The organism is Stenotrophomonas sp. K-6 (assembly GCF_056861555.1).
On record NZ_JBSPUC010000005.1, the window covers coordinates 124719 to 148494 of the forward strand.

Below are 23776 nucleotides of genomic sequence, written 5' to 3' on the forward strand. Positions count from 1 at the left end.
GAGTCCGTGATGTCCCGCTTGCCCTCGCTGTACATCTCCCACGGTTCGCCGATGACCGCCCTCAACCCGGGTCTGGTCGGCGAGCGCCTGGCGGCGCTGGCGGCGCGTTTGCCGCGACCGCGCGCGATCGTGATGGCCTCCGCGCACTGGCTGACCCATCAGCCGGTGGTGGGCGGGCATGCGCGACCGCCGACCGTCCATGATTTCGGTGGATTCCCGCAGGCGCTGTTCGATCTGCAGTACCCGGCACCGGGCGAGCCTGCGCTGGCGCAGGAGATCGCACAGCGCCTGACCGCGGCCGGACTACCGACCGCGATCGATCCGCAGCGTGGTCTCGACCACGGTGCCTGGGTGCCGTTGCGGTTCCTGTATCCGCAGGCGGAGATCCCGGTCGTGCCGCTGGCGATCCAGCCACTGCTCGGGCCGGCCCATCAGTTCGCGTTGGGCCGCGCGCTGGCACCGCTGCGCGAGCAAGGCGTGCTGTTGATCGGCTCGGGCAGCATCACCCACAACCTGCACGACTGGCGCAGCTACCCGGACGGCAAGGAAGCGCCGTATGTGCGGCCCTTCATCGAGTGGGTGGAGCAGAGGCTGCAGGCCGATGACAGCGCCGCCTTGCTCGACTATCGCCGCCAGGCCCCGCACGCCGCGCAGGCGCACCCCAGCGATGAGCACCTGCAGCCGCTGCACTTTGCAATGGGCGCGGCAGGTGGCGATGCGCTGGGCGCGCAGCGTATCGATGCCGGCATCGATGCCGGGTTCCTGGCGATGGACATCTATCGCTTCGACGGCGCCGATGCGCAGCAGCGCGCCGCATGAGCGTTGTGCTGTCCGCGGACTGAGCCGGGTGTGCGCCACGCGTTCGCGTGGCGGCGCACGTGTGGTACGTTTTTTCCTGTTTCCGGCGCCGGCTGTCTGCAGCCTCCCCCGCGCTGCTTACTGGAAAATGCATGCATACCATTGAAGTCGTCCTGGCGATGCTGGTGGCGGTGGTCGCCAGCGGCTACCTGGTCCGCGTATTGCCGTTGTCGTTGCCGCTGCCGTTGGTGCAGATCGGGCTGGGCGCGGTCATTGCCGGCGTGTTCAACCGCGGCCACGCGCTCGAGCCGGAGATGTTCTTCCTGCTGTTCCTGCCGCCGCTGTTGTTCCTGGATGGCTGGCGCATTCCCAAACAGGGCCTGTTCCGCGATAAAGGCGTGATCCTGGAACTGGCCTTCGGGCTGGTGGTGTTCACCGTGATCGGGGCCGGTTTCCTGATCCACTGGATGATCCCGGTGATGCCGTTGGCGGTGGCGTTCGCACTGGCCGCCATCATCTCGCCGACCGATCCGGTGGCGGTCAGTTCGATCGCCTCGCGCGCGCCGATCCCCAAGCGGCTGATGCACATCCTGGAAGGTGAGTCGCTGCTCAACGATGCCTCCGGCCTGGTCTGCTTCCGTTTTGCGGTGGCGGCGGTGATGACGGGCTCGTTCTCGTTGGCGACCGCCTCGCTGACGTTCCTGTGGGTGGCGGTGGCCGGGCTGGCGATCGGTGTCGCGGTCACGCTGGGCGTCTCCACCTTCCAGCGCTGGCTGTGGCGTCGCTTCGGCGAGGAGCCGGGCGCGGCGCTGCTGGTCAACCTGCTGATTCCCTTCGCGGCCTACCTGCTGGCCGAAGAGTTCAACGCCTCGGGCATCCTTTCGGCAGTCGCCGCCGGCATCACGATGAGCTATGTGGAACTGAGCGGCCGCGTGTCCGGCAGCATGCGCGTGCAGCGCACCGCCGTGTGGAACATGCTGCAGTTCAGCTTCAACGGCATCATGTTCGTGCTGCTCGGCGAGCAGCTGCCGGGCATTGTGGAGCGCGCGATCAAGACGGTCAGCGAGAGCGGGCACCACAGTGCCTGGTGGCTGCTGGTCTACGTGGTGGTGATCAATCTGGCGCTGGTGCTGCTGCGCCTGGCCTGGGTGTGGCTGTCGCTGCGCTGGAGCCTGCTGCGCGCGCGTCATCGTGGCGAGGCCCGGCAGGGCACGTCGTGGCGGATCGTGGTGGCGACCTCGGTGGCGGGGGTGCGCGGGGCAATCACCCTGGCCGGCGTGCTGACCCTGCCGCTGTTCCTCCCCGACGGCAGCGCCTTCCCGGCGCGCGATCTGGTGATCTTCCTGGCCGCGGCGGTGATCCTGTTCTCGCTGGTGGGCGCCAGCATCGCGTTGCCGCGCCTGCTCAAGGGCCTGGAACTGCCGGCCGATTCGGGTCAGCGCAAGGAGGAAGATCTGGCCCGCAAGCTCGCTGCCAAGGCTGCGCTGGCCGGCGTGGAGCGCACGCGCCAGCAGCTGGTGCAGAACCAGACCACCGAGAACGTGCAGCTCTACAACGACGCCGCCTCGCGGGTGAGCCTGCTGTACCAGCGCAATCTGGAGAAGGAAGCGGGGCCGGATGCCGATCCGGACAAGGTCAAGCGGATGGAGCAGGGCTACCGCCAACTGCGCACCGCCGGGCTCACCGCCGAGCGCGAAGAGCTGTTCCGGCTGACCCGGCGTGGCAAGATTTCCGATGAGATCTCGCGCAGGCTGATCCGCAATCTGGACCTGCTGGAGACGCGGCAACGCGATTGAGGCCGCACTGTGTCACGTGCAGAGCCACCCATGGGGTGGCTCTACCCCGGCACACGTAGATCACGCGTCTCCGGCAGACGTGGTATCAGGCCTCCGGCTTCTGATCCAGGAAGTAGGCCACCACGGTGCCCTTGATCTTGATCGTCATCGGGTTGCCGCGACGGTCGCGGGCCTTGCCGGCCTGCACCCGGATCCAGCCTTCGCTGACCGAATACTCTTCAACATTGTCGCGCTCGACATCGTTGAAACGGATGCCCACGCCGCGCTCCAGCGCAGCAGCATTGTGGAAGGGGCTGGTCGGATTGATCGCCAGGTGATCGGGAGGGGTATCGCTCATGGTCACAGGATGCTGACGACCACCAAGGCCGCCTTCTGCCGTACAGGATAAACCGCAGCGGGCCCTGCGCCGAATTTCGCTTCCTGCCAACGCCCTTGCACGGCAGAATGCGCCCCTGTCTCCAGGAATACCGGCCATGCCCGACAACAGCGATTATTTCGACTTCGAAGAAGAGGAACGCGATTTCGACGAGGACGATTTCGAGGCGCGGATCTGGAATCTGTTCGTGCTGATCAACCCGGGCGATGAGGAACTGGCCCTGCAGCAGTTCAACCGCTGGCGCGAGGCGCTGCTGGAGAGCGGCGAGGGCATTGATGAGGACGCCGACTGGCTGCCGCCGATGATGGCCGCGATCGCCTGGCAGTCCGGCTTCGAGGTGGAGCGTGGCGATGCCGATGCGCTGATGTCGGCCGTCAACGAGCTGTCCGCGCGCTGGAACCTGCAGATCGACTGGGGCGGCGACCTGGACGATGAGGATTTCGCCGCCGAGGTGGATGCCCCGATGCTGATGGCCACCGCCCATGACCGCCTGCGCGAGCACAACTACGCGCTGTGGAGCGTGGATACCGGCAATGACACCCTGGCCGGGTGGATGGCGCTCAACCGCGATGACGATGCGATGCTGGCGCTGTGCTCGCTGCTGGGCGTGGAAGTGCGGCCGGGCAGCGATCCGTTCTGACGGCGTGATTGGCGTCGGCGTGTGCCGACCCACGGTCGGCACCTGCGCCTATGGGAGGTACTGCCCACGCGCGTTGGCGATGACCGCTTTGACCAGCGCGCGGTCCGTATGCCGTGAAATGGCCTGCGCGCCCAGGGCGATCGCCTGCAGGCGCAACGGAGCGGGCACGTCGTAGTGCGCGCCGCTGCGGCGGTTCTGGAACGCCCGCCGTGGAATCCCGAGCTGCGCCGCCATCGCGTGCAGCTCGGGCAGGGTGTCGGCCATCAGATGCGCCCAGCGCTCGCCGCGCCAGGGGTGTACCGCATCGTCGATATAGACCGTCACCGGGTGGCCGTGGCTCAGGCCTGCGGCTTGTCGTCGCTGGCAGCCGGGGCCGGCTCGGCATCGGCCGGTGCATCGGCGGTGGCTTCGGCGGCAGCATCGGTCACGATCCCGGCGTCTTCGGCCTCGTCGTCACCTTCGCCTTCCACGCCTTCGAACTCGGAGACCAGCTGCGACAGATACTCGTCGGCGGTCTTGCCTTCGTCGGCCGCCAGGTCGTCGATCAGCTGCTGCAGCTGGGTCGAGTACTCCAGGTTGACCTTGCGGCCTTCCTTTTCCTGGACGTTGGACAGGTGCTTGAGCATGGCCAGCATCGGCACCGGATTGTCGGCGTTGCCCATGGTCTGGCCGCCGATGGCCAGCAGCCACTCGGTGCCCTGCAGGCCGATCGCAGCGACGACCTGGCCTTCTTCGTTGGTCAGCACGGCATGGTTCTGCACCGGCTGCTGGGCGTTGAGGCGGTTGATCGGACGCTTGGGCTGCTGCTTCTTGCGCTTGTCGCGCTTGGCCTTGGACTGCTTGGACATGAGTGCCGTCTATCTACAAAAGGGAAGACCCATTGTAGTGCCGGCCGCTGGCCGGCTCCACGGATTCCCTGAATTCCCCCTGCAGCCCTGCCGCCACGTCCCTCAAGGCGCGACAGCCGGCACCAGTGCCGCCTGGATATCCGCATCGGCGGCGGTCGGCGACAGCGCTACTTCCTGGCCTGCCCCGGCCAGCGCGGCGGCTTCAGCGGCTTTGGTCATCACCACGATGCTGATCCGGCGATTGATTGGATTGTCCGGCTGCGCCTTGTCGAACAATACCGAGGAGGACAGGCCGACCACGCGGGTCACCTTGTCTTCGGTCATGCCCCCGTCGAGCAGGGCGCGGCGGGCAGCGTTGGCGCGGTCGGCGCTGAGCTCCCAGTTGCTGTAGCCATGCACGGCGTTGTACGCGGTGGTATCGGTGTGGCCGGTGATGCTGATCCGGTTCGGCACGTGGTTGATGAACTGCGACAGCTCGCGCAGGATCTCTCGCGTGTAAGGCTTGAGCGTGGCGCTGCCCATGTCGAACATCGGGCGGTTCTGCTTGTCCACGATCTGGATGCGCAGGCCTTCCGGGGTCAGGTCCAACAGCAGCTGGTCCTTGAACGGCTCCAGTGCCTGGCTCTTGCTGATGGCTTCTTCCAGCTCCTGCTTGAGGGCTTCGAGCTGCTGTTTCTCCCGCTCGCGATCGGTCTGCGGCACCGGCTTGGCGGCCTGCTGGTTCTGGAAGGGGTCGTTGCTGTTGCCGCGCGAGATATCGGTGGCGCCGCCCAGCTTGATCATCGAGGTGCTCGCGCCGCCCGGGCCGGCCATGCCCGGCGCCGGCGTCGCACTCTGCCCGACCAGCGGGCTGGGGTTGCGGAAATACTCGGAAATGGCCGCCCGTTCGGGCTTGGTGGTGGCGGCCAGCAGCCACAGCACCAGGAAGAAGGCCATCATCGCGGTGACGAAGTCGGCGTAGGCCACCTTCCAGGCACCGCCATGGTGCGCGGCGTGGCCGGCCTTCTTGACCCGGCGGACGATGACGGTGGGTTTGTTCTCGGCCATGGGGGTGCCTTACTTGACCGTCTTGAGGTGCGCTTCGAACTCGCTGAAGCCCGGGCGCACGTTCGACGGCAGGGTCTTGCGGGCGAATTCCAGCGCGATCTTCGGGTTGTAGCCCCGCAGGCAGGCCAGCAGCGCGGTCTTGACCGACTCGTAGATGCGGCTGTCCTGCTCGGCGCGGGCTTCCACTGCGGCCGCCAGCGGGCTGACGAAGCCGTAGGCCAGCAGGATGCCCAGGAAGGTACCGACCAGTGCGCCGGCCACGTGGGCACCGATCTCGGCGATCTCGCCGCCGATCGAGCCCATGGTGATCACGATGCCCAGCACCGCGGCCACGATGCCGAAACCGGGCAGGCCGTCGGAGACCTTGTTGAGCACAGCCGATGGCTGCATCGCTTCGGCATGGTGCTTTTCCAGCTCCATCTCCAGCAGCGGCTCCAGCTCGTGCGGCTCGATGTTGCTGCCGATCATCAGGCGCAGGCAGTCGGTGATGAAGTCGACCAGGTGGTGGTCGGCCTGCACCTTGGGGTAATTGGCGAAGATGCTGCTTTCGGCCGGGCGCTCGACGTGGTCTTCCAGCGCCATGAAGCCTTCGCGGCGGGCCTTGTTGAGCAGTTCGTACAGCAGGCTCAGGACGTCGATGTAGTCCTGCTGCTTGTAGGCCGGGCCCTTGAACACGCCGACGCTGGCCTGCAGGGTCTGCTTCACGGTTTTGATCGGCGTGCCCACCAGGAACGCGCCCAGCGCCGCGCCGCCGATGATGACCAGCTCGTACGGCTGCCACAGCGCGCCGAGTTTGCCGTGCGCGCCCACGTAACCGCCGAGCACGCTGAGGATGACGACGAGGAAACCAACGATGATGAGCATGGGGCCGACGCGGGGAGGGGATACCTCCATGTCGGCCCGTTCACCCTTTTTCTGAAGGGGGGTGTTCGCTCAATGTCACACTTTTGCGAATTCAGGCAGCGGGTTCAGCCTCGGCGCCCCCGCGCTGCAGCGGGTCCGGGTAGGGCTGACCGTTGGGCGTGAACGACAGTGACACCGAGTTGAGGCAGTGGCGTTCGTGGGTCGGCGGGGGACCGTCCGGGAACACATGGCCGAGATGGCTGTCACAGCGTGCGCAGACGATCTCGGTGCGGATCATGCCGTGGCTGGCGTCCCGGATCTCGCGTACATGGGCCGGATCGAAGGGCGCGAAGAAGCTCGGCCAGCCCGTGCCGGAGTCGAATTTGGTGCTGGAACGGAACAGCGGCAGGCCGCACAGCCGACAGCCGTAGACCCCGTCCTGCTTGTTGTCCAGGAATACCCCGCAGAACGGCGCCTCGGTGCCGTGGTGCAGCAGCACGCGCTGCTCATCGGCACTGAGGCCGGCGATCAGGGTCTGGCGCTGGGCATCACTGGGTGGGGAGAGGTCGAAAGCGGTCATGGGCAGTCCTCGCGTGGAGACTCTCTACATAGGGCCGGGCGTGGCGTGTTCCAACCCGGCATCGTTCATCCTGCTGATACCCCTGCCGGTGCATGGTGAAGGCCTGAACCGCTGCCCGGAGCTCGCCATGTACCGTTCACGACGCCTCGCCGCGGCCCTGCTGGCGCTGCTGCCCCTGGTGGCGGGTGCGCAGATCGGTCCGCCGCCCAAGCCGACCGCGACGCGCCCGGTCGTCACCCCCCAGCCGACCCCGGTACCGTTGCCCACGCCGGTGCAGCCGGCACCGGCCGACAGCCTCTCTGGCCAGATGGCGCCGGTGAAGTCGTCCACGCAGACTCAGCAGCAGTTGCGCACGCACCCGATCCAGAGCAAGGGTCCTTCGCAGCCTGCGCCGATGCAGGGGCCAGCCGTGCAGGGCAAGGTCTACGATCGCCACGGCCGGATCATTCCGGGCGCCAGGCAGGTCGGTCCGAACCGGATTCTCGATACGCGCACTGGCCGCTACTACGACTCCCTTCCCAGCGGCGATGGACAGCAGATCAAGCCCTGATCGCGGCCATGGCGGCGTCGGTCATCTGAACGGTTTACATCCAGGACCCGCAGTCATCGCCGTCAACGCATCGCCTCACCGATTTTTCGCCTGTGATTAACCGGGGCGGCGCGACGCTGTCCCCGCGCCGCACCACAGCGCATCCCCGAGGTTTTCAAGAAGAGTGCAATCATGGCTAACCAGCAGAACCGCAGTCCCGGCAAAATGCCGCAGGAGCAGCAGGGCAGTCAGCAGCAGAACCAGAAGCCCGGCCAGCAGAACCAGCAGCAGTGGGACCAGCAGAATCAGAAGGGCGGCAAGCAGCAGGACCAGAAGCATCCGGACCAGAAGCAGCAGCGCTGATGCGCTTGACGCAATGAACGAAGGCGGTGCGCAGATGCGCGCCGCCTTTTGCGTTTCAGCCTGGCAGCGTCATCAATCCGGAATCGGCAGGGTCAGGGTCTCCTTGACCTCTTCCATGACGATGTAACTCTTGGATTCGCGCACGTGCGGCAAGGTCAGCAGGGTACTGCCAAGCAGCTTGCGGTAGGAGGCCATCTCGCTGATGCGCGCTTTGAGCAGGTAGTCGAAATCGCCCGAGACCAGATGACACTCCAGCACGTTGGGCAGCTTCAGCGCCGCACGCCGGAATTCCTCGAAGATGTCGCCGGACTTGTAGGCCAGGCTGATCTCCACGAACACCAGCAGGCTGGCCTTGAGGTAATGCGGATCGAGCTTGGCGTAGTAGCCGGTGATTGCCCCATCGCGCTCCAACCGGCGCACGCGCTCGGTACAGGGGGTGGTCGACAGCCCGACCCGCTCGCCGAGTTCGGTGAAGGAAATCCGACCCTCCACCTGCAGGATGCGCAGGATCTTGCGGTCGATCTTGTCCAGTTCTCGGGCACGCACGGCCATCGGCGTCAGCCTCTCAAGGGGGTTTGCAGGACAATACCCTGCCTGATGGCCTAAAAACAGGCGAAATGATTGGTTTGGGCTGACTATACTTCCTCAATTATGGTCCCGGCGTGCTCCTGCGCAGGGAATGATCGGGTTGGAGAGGTGTCATGCGCGTTCTAGTCCTTGGCAGCGGTGTGATCGGCACGACCAGTGCCTGGTATCTGCGGCAGGCCGGGTTTGAAGTCACGGTCGTCGACCGTCAGCCGGGCCCGGCGCTGGAAACCAGCTTCGCCAATGCCGGCCAGCTGTCGTTCGGCTATACCTCGCCGTGGGCCGCCCCGGGCGTGCCGCTCAAGGCGGTCAAGTGGCTGTTCTCCGAACATGCGCCGCTGGCGATCCGCCCAGGCCTGGATTGGCACCAGTACCGCTGGCTGGCGCAGATGCTGCGCAACTGCACCCATGAGCGCTATGCGATCAACAAGGCGCGCATGGTCCGCATGTCCGAATACAGTCGCGACTGCCTGAACGAGCTGCGCCGCGAGACCGGCATCGAATTCGAAGGCCGCGACCTGGGGACCACCCAGCTGTTCCGTACCCAGCAGCAGCTGGATGCCTCCGCGCAGGACATCGAAGTGCTGGCCCAGTACGGCGTGCCGTATGAAGTGCTCGACCGCGACGGCATCATCGCCCACGAACCGGCGCTGGCCGGCGTGGCCGACAAGCTGGTCGGTGCGCTGCGCCTGCCGCGCGACCAGACCGGCGATTGCCAGTTGTTCACCCGTCGCCTGGCGCAGATGTGCGTCGATGCCGGGGTCGAATTCCGCTTCGATCAGGACATCGCCGGCCTGCAGAGCGAGGGTGACCGCATCACCGGTGTGCGCATCGATGGCAAGCTGGAAACCGCCGATCACTATGTGGTCGCGCTGGGCAGCTACTCGCCGTCGCTGGTCGCTCCGCTGGGCATGCAGCTGCCGGTGTACCCGCTCAAGGGCTACTCGCTGACGCTGCCGATCACCAACCCGGCGATGGCCCCGACCTCCACCATCCTCGATGAAAGCTACAAGGTGGCCGTGACCCGCTTCGACGACCGCATCCGCGTGGGTGGCATGGCCGAAGTGGGCGGTTTTGACCTGTCCCTCTCGCCGCGCCGCCGCGCCACGCTGGAGAAGGTGGTGCGCGATCTGTACCCGGAGGGCGGTGATCTGTCGCGTGCCGAGTTCTGGACCGGCCTGCGCCCGGCCACGCCGGATGGGACCCCGGTGGTCGGTGCCACGCCGTACCGCAACCTGTTCCTCAATACCGGCCACGGCACCCTGGGCTGGACCATGGCCTGCGGCTCCGGCCGCTACCTGGCCGACTTGATGGATGCCCGCCAGCCGCAGATCAGCACCGAAGGCCTGGATATCTTCCGCTACAGCCACCAGGCCGCCTCCGTCCGTCACCGTGAGCCGAGTTCATGCGCCCAGCCCGTGCGTTGATTGATCTGGACGCGCTGCGCAGCAACTACCGGCTGGCACGCGAACTGGGGGGCGGCAAGGCCGTTGCAGTGATCAAGGCCGATGCCTACGGGCACGGTGCGGTGCGCTGCGCGCGCGCGCTGCAGGCCGAGGCCGATGCCTTCGGCGTGGCCTGCATCGAGGAAGCACTGGAACTGCGCCAGGCCGGCATCACCGGTCCGATCCTGCTGCTGGAAGGCTTCTTCGATGCCGAGGAACTGCCGCTGATCGTCGAGCACGATCTGTGGTTCGCGGTCGGCGCGCCGTGGCAGGTCGAGGCGGTCGCCGCGTTCCAGACCACCGCCACGCTCACCGTGTGGTTGAAGCTGGACAGCGGCATGCACCGGCTGGGCCTGTGGCCGGACGAATTCCGCGCCGCGCATGCCACGCTCAGTGCGTTGGCGCATGTCGGGCCGATGGTGCTGATGACCCACATGGCGCGTGCCGACGAGCTGGACAGCCCGCGTACCCGCGAGCAGGCCGATGTATTCGCCGCCGCCATCGATGGCCTGGCCGGGCAGACCAGCCTGTGCAATTCGCCGGCGCTGCTGGGCTGGCCGGACGTACGCAGCGACTGGGTGCGCCCGGGGCTGATGCTGTATGGGATCAACCCGATGCCGGCGCACACCGCGCTGACCGAGCGCCTGCGCCCGGTGATGACCATGCGTTCGAAGATCTTCGCCGTCCGCGATATCGCCGTGGGCGAGCCGGTCGGCTATGGCGCGCGCTTCGTCGCGCAGCGGCCGACCCGCGTCGGGGTGGTCGCGCTCGGTTACGCCGATGGCTACCCGCAGTTCGCGCCGAACGGCACCCCGATCCGTATTGATGGTCAGCCGGGCATCGTGATCGGCCGGGTCTCGATGGACATGCTCACCGTGGACCTGACCCACCTGCCACAGGCGGGCATCGGCAGCACGGTGACGCTGTGGGGCGATGCCCCGCGCATCGAAGCCCTGGCGCCGTTGTGCGGGGTCAGCGCATATCAGCTGCCGTGCGGCGTGAAGCGGGTCGTGCGTGAGTATGCCGGCGGCTGAGGCATCCCTCAGTTGCTGGCCGTGGCCTCGTTGCGCAGATCGCGCCGGATCCAATCGTCCAGCAGGCGCTTCTCATAACGCAGCGGATCGGTGTCGCTCTGCCGGCCGATGTTGTGCAGGTAGCCGGTGTCCTGCAGCTTGCGCTCGCCTTCGCCGATCACCTGGCCCTGCGCATCCTTCAGGGTGTAGGTCAGGGTCACGCGCGGGGGATAGATATCGCGCATGACCCGGATGTCGTTGGCCCGCGGGCCGTGCCACGGCTCGTAATCCCCGGCGCGCTTGATGTCGGTGAAGGTCACCTGCAGCGTCTGGCCGGGCTGCAGCTGCTTGCTGGCCGTGGTCCGCACATACTTGGCCAGCTGCTGCACCCAGTCGCCGCGCTCGGCCTCGAAGCGGTTGTTGCTCTGGCGGATCTCGGTGAACTGGGCCGGGTCGGTCCACGTGACCTGGACCGGGCCGTCAGCCTCAAGGGCCCGGGGTGCCTGCGGGTCGGTCACATTGCGCGGGGCGCCCGCGGCACTGCCCATCAGCAGCAGCCCGGCCAAGGCCCCGGTGATCAGGGAGGTACGGTTCATGACAACTCCTGCGTCGCGATCACGGGTGGGATCAGGCCCTGAGTGTGATCCCGATCCGGGTGGCCGACAATCTACGCGTGTATGCTCCGCTGCTGCGGTTGGCGCCAATTCATCCACGCCGCACTTTCCGGGACTGTCCGCGCTTGACACTGCGAATACGCGCGTTGGCTGATCCTGTGTCCCTCTGTTTCGCCAGTTGCCCCATTGACCCCCTTGTCCAGCCTGCCTACTACAACGTTGGAACGCGCCTCCTTCCTGGCCTCATCGCCGGATCCGGCCCTGTATCGCACGGTACTTGAGCGCCTGAATGCGGGGTTCTGCATCATCGAGGTGATCTTCGACGACGCCGGCGTCGGTGTGGATTACCGGTTCGTGGAGGTGAACGAGGCGTTCGCGCGCAACACCGGGCTCGACAATGCCTGCGGGCAGCGGATGAGCAGTCTGCAGCCGGCGCATGAGACGGACTGGTACCGCACTTACGGCGAGGTGGCGCTGAGCGGGCAGGCCAGACAATTTGAAATGGAAGCGCGCGCGCTGGGCCGCTGGTACTCAGTGGAAGCGGTCAGCGTCGGCGAGCCGGACGAGCACCTGGTAGCCGTGGTGTTCTTCGACATCACCCACCGCAAGCACATCGAAGTGGACCTGGCCGAGAGTGAGGCGCGTTTCAGCGCGCTGGCCGATGGCCTGCCCATGCCGGTCTGGGTGCTGGACGAGCGCGGGCATTCGCGCTTCGTCAACAGTGCCTTCAGTGAGTTCTTCGGCGGTGACGAGCAGCGCGTGCCCGACGATGTCTGGCGCGGCCTGGTGCATCCCGATGATGCCTCGGTCTTCGATTACGAGCTGCAGGAATCCTTGAAGTCGCAGCGCTCCATGCACGCACTGGTACGCGGCCGTCGCGCCGACGGCCAATGGCGTTGGCTGGAAATGAACGCCCGGCCGCGCTTTTCGCGTATGGGCCGCTTCATCGGTCTGGCCGGCAGCAGCACGGATGTCACCGAGCGTCGCGAGATCGAAATGGCGCGCGAAGAGCTGCTGCAGTCCGAGCGTGCCGCGCGCAGTGCCGCCGAGAACATGGCGCGCCTGAAAGACGAATTCCTGGCGACGCTCTCGCACGAGTTGCGCACGCCACTGACCACCATTCTGGGCTGGAGCGAGCTGCTGTTGCAGCGCATCGACAGCACCAGCCCGATGTACAAGGGGCTGGGTGTGATCGCCAACAGCGCGATGGCGCAGAAGCGGCTCATCTCGGACATGCTGGACCTGAGCAGCATGCTGCTGGGCAAGGTCCAGCTGGAAGTGGAAATGCTCGATCTGCGCACCCAGCTGGAAGAGGCGATGCGTGCCCAGGAGCTGGTGGCCGAAGGCAAGGCCCTGACCATGGAGCTGGTGATGCCGGAGGAACCGTGCCTGGTCCTCGGCGATGCCACGCGCCTGCAGCAGGTGCTGTGGAACCTGCTCTCCAATGCGATCAAGTTCACCCCGGCCGAGGGCCGTGTGGTGCTTACCCTCGTGGCTGATGGGGGCCACTGGTCGATCAGTGTCACCGATTCCGGTGACGGCATCGCGCCAGAGTTCCTGCGCCATCTGTTCAGCCGCTTCCGCCAGGCCGATGGCACCACCACGCGCCGGCATGGGGGTCTGGGCCTGGGCCTGGCGATCGTGCAGCAACTGGTGGAGCTGCATGGCGGCGCAGTGGCGGCCAGCAGTGATGGCCACGGTCAGGGCGCCACCTTCAATGTGCGCCTGCCGCGCTACCAGCCGCAGGCCGACGGTCGTCCGCTGCGTGAAGTGTTCAGCGGCCCGATCACCGAGCAGATCATCGAACCCTATCCGCTCAAGGGTCTGCACCTGTTGGCTGTGGAAGATCAGCCCGAGGTACTGGAATACCTTCGGCGCCTGCTGGAAGAGCAGGGCGCCTCGGTCACCACCGCGTCCTCGGCGGGTGAGGCGCTGGCCCTGCTCAACGAAAAAGGGCACGAAGGCATCGACGCGCTGCTGACCGATATCGGCATGCCGGGCATGGATGGTTACGGTCTGGTGCGCACGCTGCGCGACAACATGGGGGTCGAAGCAAACGCCCTGCCGGCCGTCGCCGTGACCGCACTGGCCCGTGCCGATGACCGCAAGCGGGCACTGTCCTCCGGCTTCCAGGAGCACGTGGCCAAACCGTATTCGGTCGCGCAACTGGTGGCGGCGGTACGCGGCGTGCTCGGCGGCCCGCACTGACGGCGCCTGCGTTGGCGGCGTGTTGACGTCGCTCGCGGCACACTGGGGCGAACGCCACAGGAGTTGCCATGTCCCGTTATGCCCCCCGCATCCACACCCACCCGGACGCTATCACGGCCCTGGAAGCGCTGCTGCCGCAGCTGCACGGGCAGACCCAGGTGGAACTCACGCTTGAGGATGGCAGCCGCCTGATTGGCACCGTGGCGGTGCAGCCGACGCTGCAGCAGTACCGCGACGCCGACGAGAACGAAGGCAGCAATGGTCAGCTGCGCTTGGATGACCTGGAGACCCCGGTCCAGCAGCACTTGGTGTGGCTGGACCAGATCAAGGCCATCCGGCAGATGCCCTACCGCGAGTGAACGCGGCGGGCACGGACCTCAGTGGGTGAAATCGCTGGGCTCGGCCTCGAAACGGCGTGCGTAAGCCCGTTCATCGGCAATCCGGGCCACCTCTTCATCGGCCAGGTCCGGGGCGCCATAGACGGCATACGCCACGTTGCCATCCGAGGTTTTGCCGATCTGATGCAGGCGGTAGCGCGAATGACCACCGCCGGTGTCTTCGGGATAGTGCACCGGTGGCTGGCTGCCCTCCATGTCCATCTCGCTGTTGTCGACTACGCCACCGACAAACAATGCACGCATGAGCCATCTCCACGGGAAGTGAGGCTCCACCCTGCCGGTTTGGATGTTGTCAGGGCATCAACAGGACGTTGAATAAACGCAAATCCGGGGCCGGCGGGGCGAACCGGTAGAATGGCGGCCTCTTTTCAAGATGTGCCCTCCGCATGGCTGCCCAGCACGACGCTCCCCTGGAAACCCTGTTCCTGCCGTTCGCCAGTGGCGTGCTGTCCTGGCCAGCCGGCCCCGTGCTGTTCCTGCGCGCCCGCGATGGCGCGCCGCTGCGCGAGCACGCCCAGCCGGCGCAGCTGGTCTGCGAGCAGAGCTTCCGCCCGTTTGCCGATGCCCTGGAAGCCAGCGGCTGGACCGTGCGTGACGAGCAGCAGCTGGCCGGTGATGCCACCCGCTACGCCGTGGTGCTGGTACTGCCGCCGCGCCAGCGCGAGGAGGCCAAGGCCCTGTTCGCGCGCGCGCTGGCCCTGACCGCCCCGGGCGGGATCGTGGTGGCCTGCCAGCACAACAACGAAGGCGCCCGCTCCGGCGAAGGCGATCTGCAGCAGCTGGCCGGTCTCGGTGGCAAGCTGACCAAGAACCACTGCCGTGCGTACTGGACTGCACCGCTCAACGGCGAGCACGACGCCGCGCTGGCGCAGCGCTGGGCATCGCTGGATGCGCCGCGCGCGATCCTGGGCGGCCGCTTCCAGAGCCGCCCGGGTATCTTCGCCTGGGACCGCATCGACCCGGCCTCGGCGCTGCTGGTCGAGCAGCTGCCGGCCGATCTGGCCGGCCGGGGTGCCGATCTGGGCGCTGGCTTCGGCTATCTGTCCGCCGAGGTGCTCGCACGCTGCCCCAACGTGACCGCGCTGGACCTGTACGAGGCCGAAGGCCGCGCGCTGGCGCTGGCCCGCGAGAACCTCGCCGCGCTCGGCAAGCCGGCGGCGCTGGCCTATCACTGGCAGGACGTCACTGCCGGGATCGAGGGCGAGTACGACTTCATCGTCACCAATCCACCGTTCCATACGCCCTCGCGCGCTGATCGCCCCGATATCGGCCAGCGCTTCATCGCCGTGGCCGCGCAGGCGCTGCGCCCGGGCGGCCGGATGTGGCTGGTGGCCAACCGCCATCTGCCCTACGAGCAGATCCTCAACGAGAGCTTCGGCCAGGTCCGCGTGGCGGCCGAGCGCGATGGCTTCAAGCTGATCGAAGCGACCAAGGCCAGCAAGAGCGCCACGCCGGTCCGCACGCCACGCAGCACCGAGCCGAAGTGGGGCCGCGGAGGCCGCGCATGAAGCTGGTCAAGCTGTTGGCCAACCTGGGCTATGGCAGCCGCAAGCAGGTGCAGGGCATGTTCCGCGCCGGCCTGATCACCGATGCCGAGGGCGAGGTACTGTACGCCGATGACGCGGTTTCGCATGACGCGATCCGGGTCGAAGGCGAGCCGCTGGACCCGCCCCAGGGCCTGACCCTGATGCTGCACAAGCCGCGCGGCTACACCTGTTCGACCAAGGACAAGGGCCGGCTGATCTACGACCTGTTGCCGCCGCGTTACCGTGAGCGTGCACCGGTGTTGTCTTCGGTGGGCCGCCTGGACCGCGACACCAGCGGCCTGCTGCTGATGACCGACGACGGCGCGCTGCTGCACCGGATCGTGTCGCCGAAGTCGCGCCTGGACAAGGCCTACGAGGTCACCCTGGCCGACGACCTGCGCGGCGATGAAACCGCGCGCTTCGCCAGCGGCGGGCTGCTGCTGGAATCGGACGACAAGCCGCTGCTGCCGGCCGAGCTGCACGTGAACGGCCCGCGCCAGGCGCAACTGGTCCTGCACGAGGGTCGCTACCACCAGGCGCGCCGGATGTTCGCGGCGGTCGGCAACCACGTCGAGGCGCTGCACCGCAGCCGCATTGGCGGGCTCTCGCTGGGCGAACTGCCGGAAGGTGAGTGGCGCATGCTCGATGCGGCTGATCTGGAGACGCTGTTCAACGTGCCATGAGTGCTTTCCCTGCGCTGCCGTTCCTGCCCGACGCCGTCATCTTCGACATGGACGGCCTGATGATCGACAGCGAGCGGGTGTCGATCGCGTGCTGGTCGCAGGCGGCGCAGGAGCTGGGGCTGCCGTTTCCGGACGGCTTCTGGCTGCGCATGGTCGGGCTTGGTGATCGTGACTGCGAGCGTCTGCTGCTGCAGACGGTGACGGCCGAGCAGGTGGCCGCGTTGTTCGCGCGTTGCCATGACCTGTATGAAGCACGCACGCAGCAGGGCCTGCCGCTGCGTCCCGGCATCCTGGAAATCCTGCAGCTGCTGCACGATCACGGCGTTGCGCGTGCGGTGGCGACCTCGACACGTCAGCCACGCGCATCACGCAAGCTGGCCGCCGCCGGGTTGCTGCCGTTCTTCGAGGTGGTGGTGACCAGCAGCGATGTGTCGCATCCCAAGCCGGCCCCGGATATCTACCTGCTGGCCGCGCAGAAGCTGGGCAAGGATCCGGCACGCTGCCTGGCACTGGAGGATTCTCCTGCAGGCATCCGTGCGGCGGTGAGCGCGGGCATGACGGCGATCCAGGTGCCGGACCTGGTGCATCCGGATGAGGAGCTGCGTGCGCTGGGACATCGCATCGTGGATTCGCTGCTGGATGCACGGGCATTGTTGATGCCGCTGTTGCCGGCGACTGCCGCGCGGTGATGTCCCGCGGGGGCTCGGCGCGCCGATACAAAAAAGCCCGGCACATGGCCGGGCTTTTTCGTGTACATCGCAGCTGCACTCAGATGCGGCTGAACACCAGCGCCGCATTCGTGCCGCCAAAGCCGAAGCTGTTGGACATGACGGTGTCCAGCTGTGCCGACTGGGTCTGCTGCACGATCGGGAAGCCTTCCACCAGCGGGTCCAGCTCGCCGATGTTGGCCGAGCCGGCGATGAAGCCGTCGCGCATCATCAGCAGGCAGTAGATCGCTTCGTGCACGCTTGCCGCGCCCAGCGAGTGGCCGGACAGCGCCTTGGTCGAGGACAGCGGCGGAATGTTCTCGCCGAACACCTCACGCACGGCCTTCAGCTCGGTGACGTCGCCCAGCGGGGTCGAGGTGCCGTGCGTGTTGAGGTAGTCGATCGGGGCGGTCAGGTGCTCCATCGCCATGTTCATGCAGCGCACCGCGCCTTCACCGGACGGGGCAACCATGTCGGCACCGTCGGAGGTGACGCCGTAACCGACCAGCTCGGCGTAGATGCGTGCACCACGGGCCACGGCGTGGTCGTAGTCTTCCAGCACCAGCATGCCGCCGCCACCGGCGATGACGAAGCCATCGCGGTCCTTGTCGTACGGGCGCGAGGCCGAGGCGGGCGTATCGTTGAAACGGGTCGACAGCGCGCCCATTGCATCGAACATCACGCTCATCGACCAGTGCAGGTCTTCACCGCCACCGGCAAACATCACGTCCTGCGCGCCATGACGGATCAGATCCGCAGCGGCGCCGATGCAATGCGCGGAGGTGGCGCAGGCGGCCGACAGCGAGTAGCTCAGGCCCTTGATCTGGAACGCGGTCGCCAGACAGGCCGATACGGTGGAGCACATCGTGCGCGGCACCATGTACGGGCCGACCTTGCGCACGCCACGCGCGCGCAGGATGTCGGCCGATTCCACCTGCCACTGGCTGGAGCCGCCGCCGGAGCCGGCGATCAGGCCGGTGCGCGGGTTGGCGACCTGCGCCTCGTCCAGGCCGGCATCGGCGATCGCATCGCGCATGGCGATGTAGGCATACGCCGACGCATCGCTCATGAAGCGCTTCACCTTGCGGTCGATCTGCGCATCCAGGTCCAGCTCGATGTTGCCGCCGACATGGCTGCGCAGGCCTGCTTCGGCGTGATCGGGCAGATGACGGATGCCGGCACGGCCTTCACGCAGTGCGGAGGACACGGTGTCCAGATCGTTGCCCAGGCACGAGGTGATGCCCATTCCGGTAATGACGACGCGACGCATCAGAAGTTCTCAGTGGAAGTGAACAGACCTACACGCAGGTCTTTGGCAGAGTAGATTTCGCGACCGTCCACCAGCATGCGGGCGTCGGACTGGGCCATCACCAGCTTGCGGTTGATGACGCGCGAGATGTCGATTTCGTAGGTGACGCGCTTGGCGCTCGGCAGCACCTGGCCGGTGAACTTCACTTCACCGCAGCCCAGGGCGCGGCCACGGCCGGGCGCACCGATCCAGGTCAGGAAGAAGCCGGTCAGCTGCCACATGGCATCCAGACCGAGGCAGCCGGGCATGACCGGGTCGCCGAGGAAGTGGCAGTCGAAGAACCACAGGTCAGGGCGGATATCCAGCTCCGCGCGTACCATGCCTTTGCCATGGGGACCGCCGTCCTCGCGGATATCGGTGATGCGATCGAACATCAGCATCGGATCATTGGGCAGGCGGCCGCTGCCCGGGCCGAACAGTTCACCGCGGGCGCTGGCCAGCAGCTGGTCGCGCGAGAACGCGTTGAGACGAGTCATGGAAAACGCAATCCTGAGGAAGTTGTCATCGGGTGAGCCGACCACAGGCCGACTGCTCTTGCATGAAGCAAGTGCTCAAGAGTGCATGAGAAAAAGTGATTCAATCAAACGTTTTAACCGTACGCCGCCGTAGTGTTTTCAGGTTCAAAAACGCATGTTGTTGTTATCCAACAACCATACTGCGGCGTGTGGCTGTAATCTTGTTCATCTGACTCCGAGTGCCCACGCCCGTGTCCCGCCCCCGCAAGATCATTCACGTCGACATGGATGCGTTTTACGCGTCCGTGGAGCAGCGTGACGACCCTTCTCTGCGGGGCAAGCCGGTGGTGGTGGCGTGGCGGGGAATGCGCTCGGTGGTGTGCGCGGCGTCCTACGAGGCGCGGGTGTTCGGGGTGCGTTCGGCGATGCCGGCGCTGCGTGCGGAGCGGCTGTGTCCGGATGCGGTCTTCGTGCCGCCGGATTTCGTGCGTTACAAGGCGGTGTCACGCCAGGTCCGCGAGATTTTCCTGCGGCATACGGACCTGGTGGAGCCGTTGTCGCTGGATGAGGCGTATCTGGACGTGACCGAGCACAAGGGCGGGATGACGGTGGCGACGGAGATCGCGCAGATCATCCGCGCGCAGATCCGCGAAGAGACGCAGCTGACGGCCTCGGCGGGGATCGCGCCGAACAAGTTCCTGGCGAAGATTGCCTCGGATTGGCGCAAGCCGGATGGGCAGTTCGTGGTGCCGCCGCATCGCATCGAGCAGTTCCTGACGCCGTTGCCGGTGAACCGGGTGCCGGGCGTGGGCAAGGTGATGGCGGCGAAACTGGCCGAGCTCGGGATTGCGACGGTCGGCGATCTGCGTGCGTTGCCGCTGGAGGAACTGGAGGCGCGGTTCGGGACGTTTGGTGGACGCTTGTTCAATCGTGCGCGCGGTGTGGATGAGCGGCCGGTGGAGCCGGATCAGCCGGTGCAGTCGATTTCGTCGGAGGATACGTTCGCGGAGGATCTGTTGTTGGAGAATCTGGCGCCGGCGATCGTGCAGTTGGCGGAGAAGACGTGGCAGGCGACGCGCAAGACGGACCGGGTGGGGCATACGGTGGTGTTGAAGTTGAAGACGTCGCAGTTCCGGATCATTACGCGCAGTTTTACGCCGGAGTCGCCGCCGGATTCGGTGGAGGAACTGCGGGATATTGCGTTGGGGTTGCGGGAGCGGGTGTTGTTGCCGTTGGAGACGCGGTATCGGTTGGTGGGGGTGGGGTTGGGGGGCTTCCGGGAGCGGGAGGTGGTTCGCCAGCCGGGGTTGTTTGATCATCTTGGTGATGTGTAGCTGGGCGGTATTCGTCCGCGTTTCTTGCCGTTTTCTTGATCTGTTCAAGTGTTGACGGCAACGGCAACGGCAACGGCAACGGCGACATCAAGATCAACTGCTAAGGCGCTGGTATCTGCGTGGTGAGAGTTTGGGACGACGCGGGTGGGGTATCGGGACCCGCTGCAAGTACGTCCCTGTAAGCTCGTGTGTTGCCATCCATGGCAACACACGGTCCCGATACCCCACCCGCGCCGTCCCTCCGACACTGGGTCGGTGCGCATGGAAAATTCGCGCTGCGCGCTATTTCTGCGTCATTACGGCCACTGCATTTCACCCTTGGCTACTTTCGCGCTCAGTTCCAGTGAACTCTCGCCGGCCAGGTTCGGATAGCGCTTTTTCATTGCGGCGATGAGTGCGTTGGCGTCTTTGCTGCGTGCGGTTTCTTCGTCGAACGCGCGGATGTAGTTGGCGGTGAAATCCACGGCGCTGATGTCCAGGGCGGCATCGGCTGCGTAGTGGCCGGGGATGACGCGGGTGGGGTTCAGGGCCTTGATGGTGGCGAGGGTCTGCAGCCAGTGCGCGTGTGATTGCGCGCTTTGGGTGTCTGCCATCCAGACGTGTTCGCCGGCGACGATGGGGATGCCGCCGAGGACGGTGCGCTGGGCGGGGATCCACAGGACCGTGCGGTCCGGGGTGGGGCCGGTGAGGCCGATGATCTTGATCGGTTGGCCTTCCAGGGTGAGGGTGTCGCCGTCCAGTGGGGCGGGGATGACGATGCGGCTCGGCTTGCCTGCGCCCATCTGGGGGCCCCAGAACGCGAGTTTGGCGGCCTGGGTGGCGGTGATGTGGGCGACGGTAGCGGGCGTGGCGAGGATGCGGGCGTCGGGGAAGGCGTCCTGCAGGGTGGCCAGGCCGAAGTAGTAGTCGGGATCGCCGTGGCTGATGTAGATCGTGGTCAGGCGTTTGCCCGAGTCACGGATGCGTTGGACCAGCTGCGCGGCATCGGTGGCGGCGAACTGGGCATCCACGAGGATGGCGTCGTGGCGGCCGGTGATCAGGGTCGAGGAGACCGCGAAGAGGGCGTCGTCGCCGGGGTGGTAGGGCTGCACCGCGAGGGGGGCGGCCTGCGCGGGCGCGTTCGCGGCGGGGCGGGCGTGGCTGGTGGCCGGGGTGAGGGCAGTGAGGCCGGTGATCAGGGCCAGGCTGAGGGCCAGGGTGGTGCGGGAGCGCGTGGGCATGGGGGCGGTTCCATCCAGGGCCCCGGCGGGGATCGCCGGGGCGGGCAGGGCTCAGTACGCGACGGTGGCGATCTGGCGCAGGTACTGCGGGGTTTCGATTTCGCTGACGAAGGCGTCGGCGTAGTCGGCGTAGCTGATCCGGCTGTGGCCGTCATCGCCGACCAGGAAGTTCTTCGCCTGGGTGCGGAAGCCGCCGCGCTGCGGGCCGGGGCCGATTTCGGCGGCGGGGGAGTAGAACGTCCAGTCGAGGTCGTCAACGGCGCGGAGCTGCTTGAGCGTCTCGCGGGCGGCCAGGGCGACCGGCTTGTAGGCGTCCGGGAAGCCCTCGGTGTCCACCAGCTGCACGCCGGGGGCGACTTCCAGGCTGCCGGCGCCACCGACCATGATGAAGCGGGGCACGCCGGCCTGGCGCGCGGCCTTCACCAGAGCGGCACTGGTGGTGGTCACCGTGGTGGCGGCATCGCCCGGGCGCGGGCCGAAGGCGCTGGCCAGGACGTCATGGCCGGCGATCACGGCGGCCAGCGCGTCGGTGTCGTCCAGCGCGGCCACGGCCAGCTGGGCGCCGTCCAGTTCGGACGGGAGGTCAGTCTCACGGCGGACGATGGCGGTGACCTGGTGGCCGCGGGCGAGGGCCTGGCGGGTGATTTCACGACCGATGTTGCCGGTGGCACCAACGAGAGCGATTTTCATGGGGAGATCCGTTGAGGAAGGAAGGCCAGCGTATGCTTCTGGAATCGAACGAAAAACCGCGTATAACGGCCTAATTTGTTGCACGGATCGATCAAATGGACCGGATGACCGCCATGAACGTGTTCGTCGAGGTGGCTGAGCGCGGCAGTCTGACGGCCGCCGCCGACGCGCTGGAGATGTCGCGGGCGATGGTGACGCGCTATCTGGCCGAGGTGGAGCGCTGGCTGGGCGCGCGTCTGCTGCACCGGACCACGCGCCGGATCAGCCTGACCGGGCCGGGAGAAGCGGCGCTGCTGCGCTTCCGGCAGATGCTGGCCATCGGCGATGAGCTGCGCGGGGAGCTGGCCACGGACAATCCCGAGCCGCATGGCCTGCTGCGGGTCACCGCGAGCGTCTCGTTCGGGCAGAGCCATCTGGCGGCGGCGGTGGCCGAGTTCGTCAAACGGCATCCGCTCACACGCGTTGAACTGCTGCTGGTGGATCGGGTGGTCAACCTGGTGGAGGAGCGCGTGGACATCGCCGTGCGCATCTCGCGCGCGATCGACCCGAGCCTGATCGCGCGTCCGCTGGCGCAGTGCCGCTCGGTGCTGTGCGCGGCACCGGCGTACCTGGCCGAGCGCGGTACGCCGACCACGGCCGATGCGCTGGCCACGCACAACTGCCTGACCCACCACTACGTCGGCAAGAGCGTGTGGCACCTGCAGCGCGAGGGGCGGAAGATCGCGGTGGCGGTGGGAGGCAACATCAGTGCCAATGAGGCATCGCTGCTGCTCGAAGCGGTGCGTGCCGGTGCGGGCATCGCGATGCTGCCGATGTATCAGATCGCCCCGCTGCTGCGCACGGGGGAACTGGTTGCCGTGCTGCCGGACCATGAGGTGGAGTTACTGGGTCTGTACGCGGTGTACGCCTCGCGCCGGCAGCTGCCGACGATCATGCGCAGCTTCCTGGATTTCCTGGTGGAGCGTTTCAGCAGCCCGCAGTTCCTGGCGCTGCTCTGACCGTCTGGCGTCAACGGTGCATGAGCGGAGACGGCCTGGCGCCGCCGTACAATGGGCACCCACGTCGTTGAAGTGAGTGTTGCCTTGTCGTATCCGTATCCGTTGGTGGTGTTCGATCTGGATGGCACGCTGGTGGACAGCGCGGCCGATATCGCCGAGGCGCTGAACCGCACGCTGGAAGACTGGCAACTGCCGCGCGTGCCGGAGACGACCGTACTGACGTGGATCGGTGATGGCGTGCGACGGTTGGTCGAGCAGGCGTTTACCGCAGCCGGCAGCGATATCGATCTGGACAAGGTGATGCCGGGGTTCATGCGGCACTACGAAGCGTGCCTGTTGCGCAGCCCGCGCTTGTTCGATGGGGTGAGCGAGACGTTGGCCGCCTTGCGCGAACAGTCGGTGACGCTGGCGATCTGCACCAACAAGCCGTCCGCGCTGGTGGCGCCGCTGCTGCAGCATTTCGGTCTGCAGGATGTGTTCGCACTGGTGCTGGGTGGGGATTCCCTTTCGGAGCGCAAGCCGAACGGTGCGCCACTGCGCTACATCGCGGCGCACTTCGAGGTGGCCGTCGGGGCAGCGTTGATGGTGGGTGATTCGATCACGGATTACCGGGCGGCCGTGGATGCAGGCATGCCGGTGGCGCTGGTGCGCTATGGGTATCCGCGTGGGCTGGATCTGGACAACGTCCAGGCGGTGGCCGTGGTGGATGATCTGCGGGAATTGCTGAGGCTGTAACGCGTTGAGGCGCGTGCCGACCAACGGTCGGCACTA

Annotated in this window: 28 protein-coding genes; 15 read left to right on the plus strand and 13 right to left on the minus strand. The window is 66.7% G+C overall.

The features are described from left to right. The first annotated feature begins 9 nt into the window (after positions 1-9). On the plus strand, positions 10-819 hold the full coding sequence (locus tag AC13F7_RS15525; RefSeq protein ID WP_481468510.1) for a dioxygenase family protein: 810 nt from the start codon (positions 10-12) through the stop codon (positions 817-819). 131 nt (positions 820-950) lie between these two features. Beyond that, positions 951-2594, plus strand: coding sequence for a Na+/H+ antiporter (locus AC13F7_RS15530; RefSeq protein ID WP_481468511.1), 1644 nt, complete (start codon positions 951-953; stop codon positions 2592-2594). Positions 2595-2679: 85 nt separating this feature from the next. Here the strand turns inward: AC13F7_RS15530 and AC13F7_RS15535 are convergent, their stop codons facing one another. After that, positions 2680-2931 (minus strand): DUF3297 family protein, encoded by a 252-nt coding sequence (locus tag AC13F7_RS15535; protein ID WP_483001939.1) that lies wholly within the window; start codon positions 2929-2931, stop codon positions 2680-2682. Between the two features lie 136 nt (positions 2932-3067). Between AC13F7_RS15535 and AC13F7_RS15540 the strand changes: the two genes are divergently transcribed. Next, positions 3068-3610 (plus strand): DUF6630 family protein, encoded by a 543-nt coding sequence (locus AC13F7_RS15540; RefSeq protein WP_346473153.1) that lies wholly within the window; start codon positions 3068-3070, stop codon positions 3608-3610. A gap of 48 nt (positions 3611-3658) precedes the next feature. On the opposite strand, the gene AC13F7_RS15545 is transcribed toward AC13F7_RS15540, so the two are convergent. The 5 genes from AC13F7_RS15545 to msrB all read right to left on the minus strand — a co-directional run bounded on the left by AC13F7_RS15545 (position 3659) and on the right by msrB (position 6928). Continuing rightward, the gene (locus AC13F7_RS15545) at positions 3659-3934 is read right to left on the minus strand and encodes a DUF4031 domain-containing protein (RefSeq protein WP_259261711.1); all 276 of its coding nucleotides are present in this window, start codon (positions 3932-3934) and stop codon (positions 3659-3661) included. Between the two features lie 14 nt (positions 3935-3948). Further along, a complete protein-coding gene (locus AC13F7_RS15550) occupies positions 3949-4458 on the minus strand; it encodes a hypothetical protein (RefSeq protein ID WP_483001941.1) in 510 nt (169 codons plus the stop codon). Between the two features lie 102 nt (positions 4459-4560). Continuing rightward, positions 4561-5505, minus strand: coding sequence for a flagellar motor protein MotB (gene motB / locus AC13F7_RS15555; RefSeq protein ID WP_481468519.1), 945 nt, complete (start codon positions 5503-5505; stop codon positions 4561-4563). Positions 5506-5514: 9 nt separating this feature from the next. Then, complete coding sequence (gene motA / locus AC13F7_RS15560; RefSeq protein ID WP_346473149.1) at positions 5515-6369, minus strand: flagellar motor stator protein MotA; 855 nt, start codon at positions 6367-6369, stop codon at positions 5515-5517. Positions 6370-6460: 91 nt separating this feature from the next. Further along, a complete protein-coding gene (gene msrB, locus AC13F7_RS15565) occupies positions 6461-6928 on the minus strand; it encodes a peptide-methionine (R)-S-oxide reductase MsrB (RefSeq protein ID WP_483001943.1) in 468 nt (155 codons plus the stop codon). 127 nt (positions 6929-7055) lie between these two features. Between msrB and AC13F7_RS15570 the strand changes: the two genes are divergently transcribed. Then, positions 7056-7478, plus strand: coding sequence for a classical arabinogalactan protein 4 (locus tag AC13F7_RS15570; protein WP_483001945.1), 423 nt, complete (start codon positions 7056-7058; stop codon positions 7476-7478). Positions 7479-7649: 171 nt separating this feature from the next. Next, positions 7650-7820, plus strand: a complete 171-nt coding sequence (locus AC13F7_RS15575; RefSeq protein ID WP_481468525.1) for a lana protein — start codon at positions 7650-7652, stop codon at positions 7818-7820. Positions 7821-7892: 72 nt separating this feature from the next. Here the strand turns inward: AC13F7_RS15575 and AC13F7_RS15580 are convergent, their stop codons facing one another. After that, entirely contained in the window at positions 7893-8372 is a 480-nt protein-coding gene (locus AC13F7_RS15580) for an Lrp/AsnC ligand binding domain-containing protein (RefSeq protein WP_123731291.1), read from the minus strand. A gap of 149 nt (positions 8373-8521) precedes the next feature. Here AC13F7_RS15580 and AC13F7_RS15585 point away from each other — a divergent pair, with 149 nt between their 5' ends. Continuing rightward, positions 8522-9832: a D-amino acid dehydrogenase gene (locus AC13F7_RS15585; protein ID WP_481468527.1), complete on the plus strand. Its 1311-nt coding sequence runs from the start codon at positions 8522-8524 to the stop codon at positions 9830-9832. Then, positions 9811-10884 carry an alanine racemase gene (gene alr, locus AC13F7_RS15590; RefSeq protein WP_483001947.1) on the plus strand — a complete coding sequence of 358 codons (1074 nt, stop codon included), beginning with the start codon at positions 9811-9813 and terminating at the stop codon, positions 10882-10884. Before AC13F7_RS15585 ends, alr begins: the two co-directional genes overlap by 22 nt. A gap of 8 nt (positions 10885-10892) precedes the next feature. On the opposite strand, the gene AC13F7_RS15595 is transcribed toward alr, so the two are convergent. Then, on the minus strand, positions 10893-11459 hold the full coding sequence (locus AC13F7_RS15595) for a DUF3016 domain-containing protein (protein ID WP_483001949.1): 567 nt from the start codon (positions 11457-11459) through the stop codon (positions 10893-10895). 237 nt (positions 11460-11696) lie between these two features. On the opposite strand from AC13F7_RS15595, the gene AC13F7_RS15600 reads away from it, so the two are divergent. Both AC13F7_RS15600 and AC13F7_RS15605 read left to right on the plus strand, forming a co-directional pair. Beyond that, entirely contained in the window at positions 11697-13685 is a 1989-nt protein-coding gene (locus AC13F7_RS15600; RefSeq protein WP_481468597.1) for a hybrid sensor histidine kinase/response regulator, read from the plus strand. A 68-nt stretch (positions 13686-13753) separates the two neighbouring features. Next, complete coding sequence (locus AC13F7_RS15605; protein ID WP_483001952.1) at positions 13754-14044, plus strand: DUF3247 family protein; 291 nt, start codon at positions 13754-13756, stop codon at positions 14042-14044. A gap of 18 nt (positions 14045-14062) precedes the next feature. Here the strand turns inward: AC13F7_RS15605 and AC13F7_RS15610 are convergent, their stop codons facing one another. Then, entirely contained in the window at positions 14063-14326 is a 264-nt protein-coding gene (locus AC13F7_RS15610; protein WP_483001954.1) for a hypothetical protein, read from the minus strand. Positions 14327-14469: 143 nt separating this feature from the next. On the opposite strand from AC13F7_RS15610, the gene AC13F7_RS15615 reads away from it, so the two are divergent. Genes AC13F7_RS15615 through AC13F7_RS15625 form a run of 3 tightly spaced genes read left to right on the plus strand, consistent with a single transcriptional unit; the run spans position 14470 to position 16981 of the window. Further along, a complete protein-coding gene (locus tag AC13F7_RS15615) occupies positions 14470-15591 on the plus strand; it encodes a class I SAM-dependent methyltransferase (RefSeq protein WP_483001956.1) in 1122 nt (373 codons plus the stop codon). Next, positions 15588-16292, plus strand: coding sequence for a pseudouridine synthase (locus AC13F7_RS15620; RefSeq protein ID WP_483001958.1), 705 nt, complete (start codon positions 15588-15590; stop codon positions 16290-16292). Before AC13F7_RS15615 ends, AC13F7_RS15620 begins: the two co-directional genes overlap by 4 nt. Then, on the plus strand, positions 16289-16981 hold the full coding sequence (locus AC13F7_RS15625; protein WP_483001960.1) for an HAD family hydrolase: 693 nt from the start codon (positions 16289-16291) through the stop codon (positions 16979-16981). Before AC13F7_RS15620 ends, AC13F7_RS15625 begins: the two co-directional genes overlap by 4 nt. 79 nt (positions 16982-17060) lie before the next feature. Here AC13F7_RS15625 and fabB read toward each other — a convergent pair whose 3' ends face one another. After that, positions 17061-18269 carry a beta-ketoacyl-ACP synthase I gene (gene fabB, locus AC13F7_RS15630; RefSeq protein ID WP_481468543.1) on the minus strand — a complete coding sequence of 403 codons (1209 nt, stop codon included), beginning with the start codon at positions 18267-18269 and terminating at the stop codon, positions 17061-17063. Then, on the minus strand, positions 18269-18784 hold the full coding sequence (gene fabA, locus AC13F7_RS15635) for a 3-hydroxyacyl-[acyl-carrier-protein] dehydratase FabA (protein ID WP_070471641.1): 516 nt from the start codon (positions 18782-18784) through the stop codon (positions 18269-18271). The genes fabB and fabA overlap by 1 nt, the downstream gene beginning before the upstream one ends. A 230-nt stretch (positions 18785-19014) precedes the next feature. On the opposite strand from fabA, the gene dinB reads away from it, so the two are divergent. Next, complete coding sequence (dinB, locus tag AC13F7_RS15640; RefSeq protein WP_483001963.1) at positions 19015-20097, plus strand: DNA polymerase IV; 1083 nt, start codon at positions 19015-19017, stop codon at positions 20095-20097. A gap of 296 nt (positions 20098-20393) precedes the next feature. On the opposite strand, the gene AC13F7_RS15645 is transcribed toward dinB, so the two are convergent. Continuing rightward, complete coding sequence (locus AC13F7_RS15645) at positions 20394-21317, minus strand: MBL fold metallo-hydrolase (protein WP_483001965.1); 924 nt, start codon at positions 21315-21317, stop codon at positions 20394-20396. A gap of 51 nt (positions 21318-21368) precedes the next feature. Continuing rightward, the gene (locus tag AC13F7_RS15650) at positions 21369-22007 is read right to left on the minus strand and encodes an NAD(P)-dependent oxidoreductase (RefSeq protein WP_483001967.1); all 639 of its coding nucleotides are present in this window, start codon (positions 22005-22007) and stop codon (positions 21369-21371) included. A 95-nt stretch (positions 22008-22102) separates the two neighbouring features. Here AC13F7_RS15650 and AC13F7_RS15655 point away from each other — a divergent pair, with 95 nt between their 5' ends. Further along, a complete protein-coding gene (locus AC13F7_RS15655) occupies positions 22103-23005 on the plus strand; it encodes a LysR family transcriptional regulator (protein WP_481468551.1) in 903 nt (300 codons plus the stop codon). Between the two features lie 84 nt (positions 23006-23089). After that, positions 23090-23740 (plus strand): phosphoglycolate phosphatase, encoded by a 651-nt coding sequence (gene gph / locus AC13F7_RS15660; protein WP_483002323.1) that lies wholly within the window; start codon positions 23090-23092, stop codon positions 23738-23740. Positions 23741-23776: the final 36 nt, after the last annotated feature.